Source organism: Luteimonas terricola (genome assembly GCF_004352845.1).
Taxonomy (GTDB): Bacteria; Pseudomonadota; Gammaproteobacteria; order Xanthomonadales; family Xanthomonadaceae; genus Luteimonas; species Luteimonas terricola.
The window spans coordinates 419,902-433,425 of record NZ_SJRX01000003.1 but is presented as its reverse complement, the minus strand read 5'-3'; the positions used below and the strand labels follow the sequence as shown (position 1 = coordinate 433,425).

11 protein-coding genes are annotated in these 13,524 nt (G+C 71.7%); 8 read left to right on the top strand and 3 right to left on the bottom strand.

Going from position 1 to position 13,524, the window contains the following annotated elements:
* Nucleotides 1–194 precede the first annotated feature (194 nt).
* On the top strand, nucleotides 195–575 hold the full coding sequence (gene panD, locus E2169_RS09520; protein ID WP_132986375.1) for an aspartate 1-decarboxylase: 381 nt from the start codon (nucleotides 195–197) through the stop codon (nucleotides 573–575).
* A 3-nt stretch (nucleotides 576–578) separates the two neighbouring features.
* Nucleotides 579–2,093 (top strand): glucose-6-phosphate isomerase, encoded by a 1,515-nt coding sequence (pgi, locus tag E2169_RS09515; protein WP_132986374.1) that lies wholly within the window; start codon nucleotides 579–581, stop codon nucleotides 2,091–2,093.
* A gap of 75 nt (nucleotides 2,094–2,168) precedes the next feature.
* Here the strand turns inward: pgi and queG are convergent, their stop codons facing one another.
* Nucleotides 2,169–3,278 (bottom strand): tRNA epoxyqueuosine(34) reductase QueG, encoded by a 1,110-nt coding sequence (queG, locus tag E2169_RS09510; protein WP_132986373.1) that lies wholly within the window; start codon nucleotides 3,276–3,278, stop codon nucleotides 2,169–2,171.
* Between the two features lie 27 nt (nucleotides 3,279–3,305).
* Here queG and E2169_RS09505 point away from each other — a divergent pair, with 27 nt between their 5' ends.
* The 6 genes from E2169_RS09505 to E2169_RS09480 all read left to right on the top strand — a co-directional run bounded on the left by E2169_RS09505 (nucleotide 3,306) and on the right by E2169_RS09480 (nucleotide 10,901).
* Nucleotides 3,306–4,799 (top strand): NAD(P)H-hydrate dehydratase, encoded by a 1,494-nt coding sequence (locus tag E2169_RS09505; RefSeq protein ID WP_132986372.1) that lies wholly within the window; start codon nucleotides 3,306–3,308, stop codon nucleotides 4,797–4,799.
* Complete coding sequence (tsaE, locus tag E2169_RS09500; RefSeq protein ID WP_132986371.1) at nucleotides 4,799–5,290, top strand: tRNA (adenosine(37)-N6)-threonylcarbamoyltransferase complex ATPase subunit type 1 TsaE; 492 nt, start codon at nucleotides 4,799–4,801, stop codon at nucleotides 5,288–5,290. Before E2169_RS09505 ends, tsaE begins: the two co-directional genes overlap by 1 nt.
* Before the next feature lie 81 nt (nucleotides 5,291–5,371).
* Nucleotides 5,372–6,901, top strand: coding sequence for an N-acetylmuramoyl-L-alanine amidase (locus tag E2169_RS09495; protein ID WP_132986370.1), 1,530 nt, complete (start codon nucleotides 5,372–5,374; stop codon nucleotides 6,899–6,901).
* A gap of 73 nt (nucleotides 6,902–6,974) precedes the next feature.
* On the top strand, nucleotides 6,975–8,900 hold the full coding sequence (gene mutL, locus E2169_RS09490; RefSeq protein ID WP_132986369.1) for a DNA mismatch repair endonuclease MutL: 1,926 nt from the start codon (nucleotides 6,975–6,977) through the stop codon (nucleotides 8,898–8,900).
* Nucleotides 8,900–9,880, top strand: a complete 981-nt coding sequence (locus E2169_RS09485; RefSeq protein ID WP_132986368.1) for a DUF1684 domain-containing protein — start codon at nucleotides 8,900–8,902, stop codon at nucleotides 9,878–9,880. Before mutL ends, E2169_RS09485 begins: the two co-directional genes overlap by 1 nt.
* A gap of 19 nt (nucleotides 9,881–9,899) precedes the next feature.
* A complete protein-coding gene (locus E2169_RS09480) occupies nucleotides 9,900–10,901 on the top strand; it encodes a TraB/GumN family protein (protein WP_132986367.1) in 1,002 nt (333 codons plus the stop codon).
* On the opposite strand, the gene rnfB is transcribed toward E2169_RS09480, so the two are convergent.
* A complete protein-coding gene (gene rnfB, locus E2169_RS09475) occupies nucleotides 10,898–11,326 on the bottom strand; it encodes an Rnf electron transport complex subunit RnfB (protein WP_132986366.1) in 429 nt (142 codons plus the stop codon). The genes E2169_RS09480 and rnfB overlap by 4 nt on opposite strands.
* 7 nt (nucleotides 11,327–11,333) lie before the next feature.
* Entirely contained in the window at nucleotides 11,334–13,472 is a 2,139-nt protein-coding gene (metG, locus tag E2169_RS09470) for a methionine--tRNA ligase (protein WP_132986365.1), read from the bottom strand.
* Nucleotides 13,473–13,524: the final 52 nt, after the last annotated feature.

The following is a 13,524-nucleotide window of genomic DNA, read 5'->3' as shown; positions in this document are numbered from 1 at the left end:
GGGGGGGGGTGGGGCCCCGCCCCCCAAAACACCGGGGGGGGGGGGGGGGGGGGGGGCCCCCCCCCCCCCCCCCCCGCCCCCGCACCTTCTGAACAGCGCCCGCGCGCGCTTCGCCCTTGCAACAGGCGCCGGCGACGCCATCTTGTAGAATTCGGGATTGACGCCGGGTTCCCGGCAGCCAGCGGTTTCCGACGATGCTCCTGACCCTCCTCAAAGCCAAGATCCACCGCGCCACCGTCACCCACGCCGAGCTCCATTACGAGGGCTCCTGCGCGATCGACGGCCGCCTGCTCGACCTGTCGGGCATCCGCGAGTACGAGCGCATCGAGATCTACAACGTCAACAACGGCAAGCGCTTCGCGACCTATGCGATCCGTGCCGAGGAGGGCAGCGGGATCATTTCGGTCAATGGCGCCGCCGCGCACCAGGCGGAGCCCGGGGACCTGGTCATCATCTGCGCCTACGGTGCCTGCGACGAGGCCGAGGCCGCGGCGTTCAAGCCGAGCCTGGTCTACGTCGACCGCCAGAACAGGATGACGCATACCAACAACGCCATCCCGGCACAGGCTGCCTGATGCATGGCCGGCGAAGCGCTCGTCCGGCAGTTCCTCGACCACGCAGAGCGCCTCGCCGGGGCCCGGATTCCGGACCTGGTTGCTGAGGATCCCGCGCGCGCTGCGTCCATGGCCCTGCGCGTGGGGCCGGTTTACGCGAGCTTCGCGCGCCAGCGCATCGACGCTCCCACCCTGGCCACGCTCGGCGAGCTGGCGGGGCATGTGCGCCTGTCGCTGGCGCTGCGGGCGCTGGTCGATGGCGCCGAGGTCAACGCGTCGGAAGGCCGGCCCGCGCTGCATACCGCGCTGCGCTCGGACCTCGGCCGCGGCGAGGTCGCGGGCCGCGCGCACGCCGATGCCCTGGCTGCCCGCGAACGCATGGCCGGACTCGTCGCTTCGCTGCGGGAGTCGGGCGTCACCGACGTCGTCAACATCGGCATCGGGGGCTCCGATCTCGGGCCGCGGCTGGTGGTCGATGCGCTGAAGGATTTCAACGACGGTCGCTTCCGCGTGCATTTCGTCAGCAACGTCGACGGCAGCGAGGTGCAGCACGCACTGCGCGGGCTGGACCCGGCGCGGACCGCGGCGATCCTGGTGTCCAAGAGCTTCGGCACCCAGGAGACCCTGCTCAACGGTGCCCTGGTCCGCGACTGGCTGGGCGGCGGCGAGCGCCTGTACGCGGTGAGCGCCAACGTGCCCGCGGCCGAAGCCTTCGGCGTCGATCCTGCGCGCGTGCTGCCGATGTGGGACTGGGTGGGCGGGCGCTACTCGCTGTGGTCGGCGGTGGGTTTCGCGATCGCGCTGGCGGTCGGCATGGACGGATTCGAGGCGTTGCTGGCCGGCGCCGCCGGGATGGACGCGCATGCCGTCGAAGCGCCGCTGGACGCGAACCTGCCGATCCGCCATGCGCTGGTGGCGGTATGGAATCGCAACGCGCTGGGCCTGCCCACGCAGGCGGTGCTGCCATATGACCAGCGCCTTGCCCACCTGCCCGCCTACCTGCAGCAGTTGGTGATGGAGAGCCTGGGCAAGTCGGTGCGCAGCGATGGCCGCGCGCCCGGCGTGGCGACCGTGCCCGTGGTCTGGGGTGGCGCCGGTACCACTGCCCAGCACAGCTTCTTCCAGGCCCTGCACCAGGGCACCGACGTCGTGCCCGCGGATTTCATCGGCGTGGTGCGGCCGGCCCACGGCTATCGCGGCAACCACGATGCGCTGCTGGCGAACTTGCTGGCCCAGGCCGAGTCGCTGGGCAACGGCCACGCCGCGGACGATCCGCAGAAGACGTATCCGGGCAACCGTCCGTCGACGCTGTTCCTGCTCGATGAACTCACCCCGCATTCGCTTGGCGCGCTGCTGGCGATGTACGAGCACAGCGTCTATGCGCAGTCGGTGCTGTGGGGCATCAACGCTTTCGACCAGTGGGGCGTGGAGCTCGGAAAACGCATCGCCGGCGAGCTGTTGCCCGCGCTGCGCGGCGAGGGCGAGGCTGGTGACGTGGTGACGCGGGCGCTGCTGGAAGAGATCCGCGCGCGCCGCTGAGGTTTACCGTCGTTGCAGGCAATCCGCGTGCGTCGCCGGCCCTGCGGCCCGAGGCGGGCCAAGCGTCTCTGCGCCTCAGCCGGCGCCGTGCCGCGCGATCGCCCACGCCACGTGTTCGCGGATGACGGGGTCGGGATGGTCGCGTCGCGTGTCCAGCGCCTGCAGCACCTCCGGCGTGGTCGGTGCATTGCCCAGCGCGACGGCGATGTTGCGCAGCCAGCGCGCGTGGCCGCTGCGGCGCAGGGCGGTGCCCTCGGTGCGGCGCAGGAATTCCTCTTCTTCCCAGGCGAACAGCCCGGCCAGCGTCGCGCTGTCGAGGTCGTTGCGCGCGCGGAAGTCCGGCTCGTCGCTGCGCCGCGCGAACTTGTTCCAGGGACAGACCAGCTGGCAGTCGTCGCAGCCGAAGATGCGGTTGCCCATCAGCGGCCGCAGCTCCTCGTCGATCGCGCCCTCGTGTTCGATGGTGAGGTAGCTGATGCAGCGCCGCGCATCGAGCACGTTCGGTCCCAGGATCGCCTGCGTCGGACAGATGTCGATGCAGCGCGTGCAGCTGCCGCAGTGCGCTGTCGCCGGCGGATCGGGTGGCAGCGGGATGTCGAGGTAGATCTCGCCGAGGAAGAACCAGGAGCCGCCATCGCGGTCGATCAGGCAGGTGTGCTTGCCGATCCAGCCCAGCCCGGCATTGCGTGCCAGCGCGCGCTCCAGCACCGGCGCCGAATCGACGAAGACGCGGTGGCCGAAGGGCCCGATCTCGGCGGCAATGCGGTCGGCCAGCTTCTGCAGGCGGTTGCGCATCAGCTTGTGGTAGTCGCGGCCCAGCGCATAGCGGGCGACGTAGGCACGCCCGCCGTCGGCCAGCGTCTCCCAGGCCTCCGCGTCGTCGCGGCGGCCGTAGTCGAGTCCGACCGAAAGCACGCTGATCGTGCCCGGCACCAGCTCCTGCGGCCGGGAGCGCTTGTCGCCGTGGCGCGCCATCCAGTCCATCGAGCCGTGGAAGCCGCGCGCGAGCCAGTCGCGCAGATGCCCTTCGTCACTGCCCAGGTCGATGCCGGTGATACCGCAGCGCTGGAAGCCGGCCTCGCGCACCAGCGCGCGGATCCGCGCCGCGAAGGCGGTCGGATCGGACGGGGCGGCGATGCCCTGGGGCAGGACTGCGCCGCTGGCGTTGGCGGAACGCGTGGGCATGGTGGTGCGGAGTATAGAATCCGCGACATGCATGCACCCGTGACCGACGCCGCCACGCCGCTGTACGACGTCGCCGCGATGCGCCGCGTGGAGACGCAGGCGATCGCGCTGCTCGGCAACGACGCGTCCGCCCTGATGGAGCGCGCGGGCCGGGCCGCGTGGGGCTGTCTGCTGGACCACTGGCCGCAGGCGCGGCGCATCGTGGTGGTCTGTGGCCCCGGCAACAACGGCGGCGACGGCTACGTGCTGGCGCGCCACGCGCTCGAGGCCGGGCGCGAGGTGCAGGTGCTGCACGCGCAGGACCAGGCGCCCCGCAGCGTGCCGGCGCGGCAGGCGGCCGCGGCGTTTGGCGATGCCGGAGGCAGGGTGGCGGTCGCGGGTGCGCGGCTGCCCGACTGCGACATCGTGGTCGATGCGGTCTTTGGCATCGGTTTCGACGGCCGCGCGGACGATGCGAGCCATGCGCTGTTTGCCGCGATCGCGGCCAGCGCCGCCCCGGTGCTGGCGCTCGACGTGCCGTCCGGGGTCGACGCGTCCTGCGGTGACGTGCCGGGCATCGCGGTGCGGGCGACCCGCACGCTGCAGTTCATCGGCCACCACGCCGGGCTTGCGACGGGTGCCGCGCTCGACCATGTCGGCGACCTGGCCGTGGCCGCGCTCGCGCTGCCGCCGGAAGTGTTCGACGGGGTGGCACCGGTGGCGTGGAGCCTGCGCGGGGCTGCATTGGAGTCGCTGCTGCCGCAGCGTGCGCGCACCGCGCACAAGGGCAGCGCCGGCCACGTCCTGGTGGCCGGGGGCAATCACGGCATGGGTGGCGCGGCGATGCTGGCGGCAAGCGCGGCGCTGCGCGCGGGCGCCGGCCTGGTCAGCGTCGCCACCCGCGCGGCGCACGTGGCGCCATTGCTGTCGCGCACGCCCGAGGTGATGGCGCATGCACTGGAGGATCCCACGCGCATGGCGCCGCTGCTGGCGATGGCCGACGTCTGCGCCGTGGGGCCGGGGCTCGGCCGCGACGCGTGGGCGAGCGGCGTGCTGAAGGCGACGATCGCCGCCGCGCATGCGTTGGTGGTGGACGCCGATGCGCTGAACCTGCTCGCCGCCAGTCCGCGGCACCTGCCGGCCGCCACCGTGCTCACGCCGCATCCGGGAGAGGCCGCCCGGCTGCTCGGACGCACCGTGCTCGAGGTCCAGCGCGACCGCATCGCTTCAGCGCGTGCGCTGTGCGCACGCTACGGCTGCGTGGTGGTGCTCAAGGGCGCGGGGACGGTGGTGGCGGCGCCAGGCGCCGGGACCTGGATCATCGATGCCGGAAATCCCGGCATGGCCGTGGGCGGCATGGGCGATGCGCTGACCGGCATCATCGCCGCGCTGCGCGCGCAGGGGCTCCCGGCGGCGGAAGCGGCCGTGGTCGGCGCGCTGCAGCACGGGGTGGCCGGTGATCGCGCAGCCGCCGAGGGCGGCGCTCGCGGCATGCTGCCCAGCGACCTGATCGCGGCCCTGCGCCGGCCAGGGCAGGACTGATGGCCGCCGTACGCAGCGCCGTCCTGCCCAATCCCGAGGCCACGGCCGCACTGGCCGCGGCCCTCGCGGCCACGGCCCCGCCCGGAGCGGTGGTCCACCTCCAGGGCGACCTGGGAACCGGCAAGTCGACCCTGGCCCGCGCCTGGCTGCGTGCCCTGGGCGTCACCGGCCCGGTGCGCAGCCCGACCTACACCCTGGTGGAGCGCTATCCGCTGGCGTCCGGCGGCGAGGCGCTGCACCTGGATCTCTACCGCATCGGTGATGCCGGCGAACTCGAGTTCCTGGGGCTGGACGATGCGGATGCGCGTCTGTGGCTGGTCGAATGGCCCGAGCGCGGCCTGGGCGCGTTGCCGGCGCCGGATCTCGAGGTGGGCCTGGTCGTGCTGGGCCAGGGCCGGGCCTGCCGGCTGCGCTTCCGCACGGCCGCGGGCGACGCCTGGGTCGCCGCCCTGGATGAGCAACGGCGTTTGCGGGGGGTTCCTGAACCGTAACCACAGGAAGGGTCGGCAGGTACCGGATTCATAAGGGAAAAGCTGTTGCAAATATCGCGACTTGGTGCTTGACTAGCGGCCATGCGCGTCCGGGGAATCCAGCTCCAGCAATTCCTTCTCGGTGCGGCCCTGCTGGCCGCATTGATCTGGAACGTTGCAAAGTCGGCTGAAATCAACGACTTGCGCTTGAGCGCCGGGCCGACCGGCACGCGCGCAGAGCTCGGACTCGACGCCGAGGCGGACTACAAGCTGATCCCGCTGTCGGGTCCCGACCGCCTCGTGGTCGACTTCCCGGGCAGCCGAATGGCACCGCAGCTGTCGGTCCCCGCCGGCGCCGGCGTGATCAGGGCCGTGCGCACCGGCCAGCCGACGCCCGGAACGAGCCGCGTGGTCTTCGACCTGGCGGTGCCGGTGGTCGCGCTTGCGCCCCGCTTCGAAACCGGCCCCGGTGGTGTGCGCCTGGTGCTGGAGTGGCCGGGCGACCATGGTGTCGCTGCAGCCCCGGCAACGGTGCTCACCGCAGCGCCTTCAGCAGCCGACCCGATCGCGCGGATCGCGGCCGCCACCCAGTCCGGCGCCGCCGCGGCGCCCGCCGTCGATTCCGCGCAGGCGTCCAACGACGCCACCTCGCGCCTGATCGCGAACCTTCCCGCCGCCGGCGCCAGCGCGCCTGCGGCTCCGTACACGGCATCGCCGCAGCGGCCGCAGCCATCGAGCGACCCGTCGTCGCGGCAGGCGGTGCCGACCACGATCGCCACCGGCGTGCCCACGCCGGTGCAGCGCCAACCCGCCGCGCAGCAGCCCACGCCCGCCAACGCGGTGCAGTCCGCCGCGAGTGGCGCCACGCGTCCCCTGGTGATCGCCATCGATGCCGGCCATGGCGGCCAGGACCCCGGCGCGGTCGGCCCCACCGGCAAACGCGAAAAGGACATCACCCTGGCGATCGCCCGCGAGCTCGCACGCCAGGTCAACGCCACGCCGGGCCTCAAGGCCCACCTGGTGCGTGATACCGACGTCTTCATCCCGCTCAACCGCCGCGCCCAGCTGGCGCGCACCGCGGGCGCGGACATGTTCATCTCGATCCACGCCGACGCTGCGGAAAACCGCAAGGCCAAGGGCTCCTCGGTCTACGTGCTGTCGTTGAAGGGCGCATCCTCGCAGCGTGCGCGCTGGCTGGCCGACAAGGAAAACGCGGCCGACCTGATCGGCGGCGGCAAGGTCGCCACCTCCGACAGCATGCTCACCAACGTCCTGCTCGACCTGACCCAGAGCGGGCAGATGAAGGCGTCCGAGGACGCGGGCAACCACATCCTCGATGGCCTCAAGCGCATCGGCAACAACCACAAGCCGCACATCGAGCGCGCCAACTTCGCCGTGCTGCGCACCTCCGACATGCCGGCGATGCTGGTCGAGACCGCCTTCCTGTCCAACCCCGAGGAAGAGAAGCGGCTGGTCGACCCGAAGTTCCAGGCCAACGTCGCGCGCGCGGTGCTCGACGGGGTCAATACCTATTTCACCAGCCAGCCGCCTCCGGGCACGCTGTTCGCGATGCGGGCCGCGACGGGCGGCGGGTCTTCGTCTTCGGCGAGGGCCAGCGGCGGCAGCCGCTGAGGGCGGCAAGCTCGCTTATCATCGGGGCTGGCCCACACCTGGCCGGCGCCCCGCGCCGGACCCCTGCAGCTTCTTGAGCATCCGCCAGCTTCCAGACACCCTCGTCAACCAGATCGCCGCCGGCGAGGTCATCGAACGCCCCGCGTCGGTGGTCAAGGAACTGGTCGAGAACGCGCTCGACGCCGGCGCCCGCCGCGTCGACATCGACCTCGAGGAAGGCGGGGTGCGCCTGCTGCGCGTGCGCGACGACGGCCTCGGCATCGCGCCCGATGAGCTGCCGCTCGCGGTGTCGCGGCATGCGACCAGCAAGATCGCATCGCTCGACGATCTCGAAGTGGTGGCCACGCTCGGCTTCCGGGGGGAGGCATTGCCTTCGATCGCATCGGTGAGCCGCTTCACGATCAGCTCGCGGCGCGCGGGCGCCGAGCATGGCGCCGCGCTGTCGGTGGATGGCGGACGGGTGGGCGATGTCGTGCCCAGGGCGCATCCGCGGGGCACGACGGTGGAGGTCCGCGACCTGTTCTACAACGTGCCGGCGCGGCGCAAGTTCCTGCGTGCCGAGCGCACCGAGCTGGGCCACATCGAAGAGTGGCTGCGCTCGCTGGCGCTGGCGCGCCCCGACGTCGAGCTGCGGGTCTCGCACAACGGCCGCGCTTCGCGCCGCTACCGCGGGGGTGAAGGCGAGGGCCTGGCGCTGGACGAAGGCGCGGCGCGCCTGGTCGAGACCCTGGGCGAGGCCTTCGCGCAGGCCGCGCTGCGCGTCGAACACGCCACCACGCCGCGCCCCGCCGACGACGGTCGCGACGCCGCGCCCGCGCTGCGCCTGCACGGCTGGATCGCGCAGCCGACGTACTCGCGCGCCAGCGCCGACCAGCAGTACCTCTACGTCAACGGCCGCGCAGTGCGCGACCGCAGCGTCGCGCACGCGGTGAAGCAGGCCTATGCCGACGTGCTGTTCCACGGCCGCCAGCCGGCCTATGTGCTGTTCCTCGAACTCGAACCGGCGCGGGTGGACGTGAACGTGCACCCGGCCAAGCACGAGGTCCGCTTCCGCGACGCGCGCATGGTCCACGACTTCGTCTACCGCGCCCTGCACGAGGCGCTGGCCGGCACGCGCGCCGGCAACGCGCCGCTGGTGGCCGCGGTGACCACCCAGGCCGAGGTCTCGCGCGAGCTGGCCGCGCGCGTGGCTGAACAGTCGAGCCTGTCGCTTCGCGGCGACGGCGTGCGCGATGCCTACGCGCTGCTTTACGGCGCGGCCGGTGGTGCTGCGGCCGGCGCCGGTCATGGTGCCGGCGCTGCCTTCGGTGCGGCACCCGGCGATGGCGCCACCGCTCCCGGCACCGCGATGGACCCGGCTTGGCCGATGGTGCCCGGGGCGCATGGCCCCATGCCGGACACCGGCGACGACGGCATCCCGCCGCTCGGCTTCGCCATCGCCCAGCTGCACGGCATCTTCATCCTTGCCGAGGCCGCCGACGGCATGGTCGTGGTCGACATGCACGCCGCACACGAGCGCATCGGCTACGAAAAGCTCAAGACAGCCCACGACGGTGCCGGTCTGCGCGTACAGCCGCTGCTGGTGCCGCAGGCGGTGGCGGTGAGCGAGCGCGAGGCCGACATCGCCGAGCGCGAAACCGCCACGCTTGCCGAGCTCGGTTTCGAAGTCTCGCGCACCGGTCCGCAGTCGCTGCTGCTGCGCGGGGTGCCGGCGCTGCTGGCGCAGGGCGATACCGAAGCCCTGCTGCGCGACGTGCTTGCCGACCTGCGCGAACATGGCGAAAGCCGCCGCGTGCGCGCCGCCCGCGACGAACTGCTGTCGACCATGGCCTGCCACGGTTCGGTGCGCGCGAACCGCCGGCTGACCATCGCCGAAATGAATGCACTGCTGCGCGACATGGAGGCGACCGAGCGCTCCGGGCAGTGCAACCACGGCCGTCCGACCTGGACGCGCATTCCGCTTGCCGATATCGATCGCTGGTTCATGAGGGGACGTTGATGACGAGATCCACGCCGCGCACGGCCACCGCCGTGACCTGTCTTGTTCTTGCCGCCGTGCTTGCCGCCTGTGGTTCCGCTGCGCCGCCGGGCGATGCGGACGGCGATGACGCCCCGGCGCCCGAGGCCAGCCCTGAGCTGATCGCCGCCGAGCAGCAGTGGCGCGCCGCGCGCCGCGAATACCTGCTGGCCGAGGATGGCTGGACCAGCGTGGTCGGCCTGCACTGGCTCGAACTCAGGGCGCACTACATCGGCAGCAGCCAGACCAGCGGCATCCGCCTGGCGCAGGGGCCGGAGAAGCTGGGCCTGGTGCAGCAGGACGCGGGCCGCGTCTACTTCACGCCCGAGCGCGACGTCGCGGTGACGCACGACGATGCGCCGGTCACCGGCCGCATCGAGCTGCGTGATGATCACGACGATGCCGGTCCGGTTGAACTCGTGTTCGACGACGGCCGCGGCAGGCTGTCGCTGATCAGCCGCGGCGCGCGCCGTGCGCTGCGCGTGAAGCACGCCGATGCGCCTGCGCGGACGAACTTCGGCGCGATCGCGCACTGGCCCGTCGATGCCGGCTGGGTGCTGGACGGGCGCTTCGTGCCGCATCCCGCCGGACGCAGCATCGAGATCGGCAACATCGTCGGCGGCGTCGACCCGATGCCCAACCCGGGCGTGGTCGAGTTCAGCCGCGATGGCGTGGACTACCGGCTCGAAGCGCTGGAAGGCAGCGAAGGCGGGCTGTTCCTGATCCTGGCCGACCGCACCAGTGGCCACGACAGCTACGGTGCGGGCCGCTATCTCGACACGGCCGCGCCCGATGCGCAGGGCCGGGTCACGCTCAACTTCAACCGTACCTACAATCCGCCGTGCGCGTTCACGGATTTCGCCACCTGTCCGCTGCCGCCGCCGGAAAATCGCCTCGACCTCGCGGTCACCGCGGGCGAACAGGCCTATGCCAGGCCGGCCCATGCGGCGCCCGGCAGCTGATACACCACCAAGGACTTTCATGACCGAGACAAGGAACCGGGCGCGCTCGCCCCTGTTTGCCGCGGCCCTGGCCGCAAGCGTCGCCATCGGCACCACCGCCGCGGCCGTCGCCGCGCCCCAGGCCGGATCGAAGCCTGCCACGGCCACCGTCGCCGCCAAGTCGCCCCCGGTGCCCCTGCTGTGGAAGGTGTCCGACGACGACAACTCGCTTTACCTGCTGGGCTCGTTCCACCTCCTGCTGCCCGACGACTACCCGCTGTCGCGCGACGTCGACATGGCCTTCGCGGACGCCGAGAAGCTGCTGTTCGAGATCTCGCCCGACGAACTGGCCTCGCCGCAGCTCGGCCTGCAGATGGCGCAGGCGGCGCTGCGCACCGACGGTCGCACGCTCAACGACGAGCTCGGGCCCGAACTCGCCGCCAAGCTTGCCGACTGGGGCAGGGAAAACGCAGCGCAACTGGCCGCAACCGGCATGAACGTGGAGATCCTGCAGCGGTTCGAGCCCTGGTTCGTGGGCACGATGGTGACGGTGGCGCAGATGATGGCGCTGGGCTTCGACCCCTCGATCGGCCTGGACGCGCACATGGGCGGACTGGCGCAGAACGCGCAGAAGCCGACCGCCGGCCTGGAAACCGGCGCGCAGCAGATCGCCTTCCTCGACGGCATGGATCCGGCCGAACAGCTGCAGATGCTGGAGCAGGCGCTCGACCAGGCCGAGGCCGGGGCCGAGCTGATGCTGGAGCTCCACGCCGCGTGGCGCGCGGGTGACAAGCAGGCCATCCTCGACAGCACCGTCAGCGAGATGCGGCGCGACTTCCCGGCGCTGTACCAGGCCATCAACGTCGACCGCAACGACGCCTGGCTGCCAAAGCTCGAGGCGCGCCTGCGCGAGGACGGCGAGGACGACACCCTGGTGGTCGTCGGCGCCATGCACCTGCTGGGCGAGGATGGCGTGGTGGAGAAGCTGCGCGCGAAGGGCTATGCGGTCGAGCGCGTGTGCTCGGCCTGCGCATCGCCCTAGGGGCGGGGCGGGACCATCACGATGCAGTCCACCGGGCAGGCCGGCACGCACAGCCGGCACCCGGTGCACAGCGGTTCCAGCACGACGTGCATGCGCTTGCTGCCGCCGACGATGGCGTCGACGGGACAGGCCTGGATGCACTTGGTGCAGCCGATGCAGTCGGCCTCGACCACCAGCGCGAACTCGGGCGGGCGGTGCTCGCCCAGGCCGCGCTCGTAGGGAAGGGGCGGCACGCCGAGCAGCTTTGCCAGCGCGCGGGCTCCGGCGTCGCCACCGGGCGGGCAGCGGTCGACGCCGGCATCGCCGGCGGCCATGGCCATGGCATAGGGGCGGCAGCCGGCATAGCCGCACTGCCCGCACTGGGTTTGCGGCAGCAGCCGGTCGAGACGTTCGACCAGGGGGGCGTCGGCGGCGTGCGCGCCCATCGCGGACTCAGCGCACCGGCATCCCGGGCTCGGCGGCGGCGTCCGCGCCCAGCAGCGCCAGCGCGCCGGCGTCGAAGCCGGCCGACAGGATCATCCCCTCGCTCAGGCCGAAGCGCATCTTGCGCGGCGCCAGGTTGGCGATGAAGACGACGTTGCGGCCGACCAGGGCATCCGGCTCGCCGTAGCTGGCGCGGATGCCGGAGAAGATCTGGCGCGTGCCGAGCGGACCTGCGTCGAGCTCGAAGCGCAGGAGCTTGTCGGAGCCTTCGACGAATTCGCAGGCGAGGACCTTGCCGATGCGCAGGTCGAGCTTCGTGAAGTCGTCGATGCCGATGGTAGGAGCGCCGGCTGCCTCTGGCGTGCCCGCTTGCACGGTCGCTGCTGCGGGCTTGTCCGCGGTTGCGGGCGCTCCTGCAGGGGGCGATGTTGCGCCAGCCGCTGCTGTAGCCGCTCCTGCACGTGCTTTGGTGCCGGGCAGGGGGCTGCCGCTGGGCTTGAGGTCATCCTTGCTGGCTTCGGTCATGGCGGCGATCTGCTTCGGGTCGATGCGGGTGAACAGCGGCTGGTAGGCCTGGATGCGATGGCCGGTCAGCGGCGCGTCCAGGTCCTGCCATCGCGAGAGCGGCGCATCGAGGAAGGCCTCGACCTGCGCGGCCATCGCCGGCAGCACCGGACGCAGGGCGCCGGCGAGCACGCGGAACAGGTTCAGCCCCTGCGTGCACACCGCCTGCAGCTCGGCGTCGGCGCCGTCCTGCTTGGCGATCACCCAGGGCTTGCGTTCGTCGATGTAGCGGTTGGCCTCGTCGGCCAGCGCCATCACCTGGCGCAGCACGCTGGCCGGCTCGTTGTGCTCGTAAGCCTCGCGCACCGGCGCCAGTGCGTCCACGAAGCGCGCATACATCGCCGGCTCCGGCAGTGCGCCCGCGAGCATGCCGTCGAAGCGCTTGCCGATGAAGCCGGCGCAGCGGCTGGCGAGATTGACGAACTTGCCGACGATGTCGGAGTTCACCCGCGCCACGAAGTCGGCGAGATTGAGGTCGATGTCGTCGACGCCGCCGGCCGACTTGGCGGCGAAGTAGTAGCGCAGCGCTTCCGGCGGCAAGCCCGCTTCAAGGTAGGTCCGCGCCATCACGAAGGTGCCGCGCGACTTCGACATCTTCGCCCCGTCGACGGTCAGGTAGCCGTTGACGTGCAGCCGCGTGGGCGCGCGGTGGCCGCTGCCGTGCAGCACCGCCGGCCAGAACAGGCCGTGGAAATTGATGATGTCCTTGCCGATGAAGTGGTGCATCTCGGCTTCGCCGCCCGGCGCGGTGAACGCCGCATAGTCCAGGCCTTCGCGCTCGCACAGTGCCTGGAAGCTGGCCAGGTAGCCGATCGGCGCGTCGATCCAGACATACAGGTACTTGCCCGGGTGGCCGGGGATCTCGAAGCCGAAGTAGGGCGCATCGCGCGAGATGTCCCAGGCGCGCAGCCCGCCCTCTCCGTCGACCCACTCCAGCAGCTTGGCCTTGACCCCCGGGACGGCGACGTCGCCGGCCAGCCACTCGCGCAGGAAGGACTCGAAGTGCCCGACCTCGAAGAAGAAGTGCTCGCTGTCGCGCAGCTCGGGCGCCGCGCCGCTGACCACCGAGTACGGCTGCAGCAGTTCGGTGGGCGAGTAGGTCGCGCCGCAGTGCTCGCAGTTGTCGCCGTACTGGTCGGCGGTGCCGCAGCGCGGGCAGGTGCCCTTGACGTAGCGGTCGGGCAGGAACATGCCCTTCACCGGGTCGTAGAGCTGGGCGACCGAGCGCCGGGTGATGTGGCCGGTGGCATCCAGGCGGTTGTAGATCGCCTCGGTGATCGCGCGGTTGCGGTCGGAATTGGTGGAATCGTAGTTGTCGAAGGCGACGCCGAAGTCGGCGAAGTCGCGCTCGTGCCCGGCCTGGATCCCGGCGACGAAGGCCTCCGGCGTGGTTCCGGCCTTCTCCGCGGCGAGCATGATCGGCGTGCCGTGGGTGTCGTCGGCGCAGACGTAGTGCACCGTGCCGCTGGCCATTCGCCGCGCGCGCACCCAGATGTCGGCCTGCACATAACCGACCAGGTGGCCGATGTGCAGGGGACCGTTGGCATAGGGCAGGGCGTTGGTGACGAGTGCGGGGCGGGGCATGCGGACAATCAGCGACGGACGGCCGATGATTATCGCATGCGGTTGCGCGGTG

Bases quoted from the DNA above. Each gene is read 5' to 3' on its own strand.
- panD (WP_132986375.1), top strand. From the start codon at position 195: ATGCTCCTGACCCTCCTCAAAGCCAAGATCCACCGCGCCACCGTCACC.
- pgi (WP_132986374.1), top strand. From the start codon at position 579: ATGGCCGGCGAAGCGCTCGTCCGGCAGTTCCTCGACCACGCAGAGCGC.
- queG (WP_132986373.1), bottom strand. From the start codon at position 3,278: ATGCCCACGCGTTCCGCCAACGCCAGCGGCGCAGTCCTGCCCCAGGGC.
- E2169_RS09505 (WP_132986372.1), top strand. From the start codon at position 3,306: ATGCATGCACCCGTGACCGACGCCGCCACGCCGCTGTACGACGTCGCC.
- tsaE (WP_132986371.1), top strand. From the start codon at position 4,799: ATGGCCGCCGTACGCAGCGCCGTCCTGCCCAATCCCGAGGCCACGGCC.
- E2169_RS09495 (WP_132986370.1), top strand. From the start codon at position 5,372: ATGCGCGTCCGGGGAATCCAGCTCCAGCAATTCCTTCTCGGTGCGGCC.
- E2169_RS09485 (WP_132986368.1), top strand. From the start codon at position 8,900: ATGACGAGATCCACGCCGCGCACGGCCACCGCCGTGACCTGTCTTGTT.
- E2169_RS09480 (WP_132986367.1), top strand. From the start codon at position 9,900: ATGACCGAGACAAGGAACCGGGCGCGCTCGCCCCTGTTTGCCGCGGCC.
- rnfB (WP_132986366.1), bottom strand. From the start codon at position 11,326: ATGGGCGCGCACGCCGCCGACGCCCCCCTGGTCGAACGTCTCGACCGG.
- metG (WP_132986365.1), bottom strand. From the start codon at position 13,472: ATGCCCCGCCCCGCACTCGTCACCAACGCCCTGCCCTATGCCAACGGT.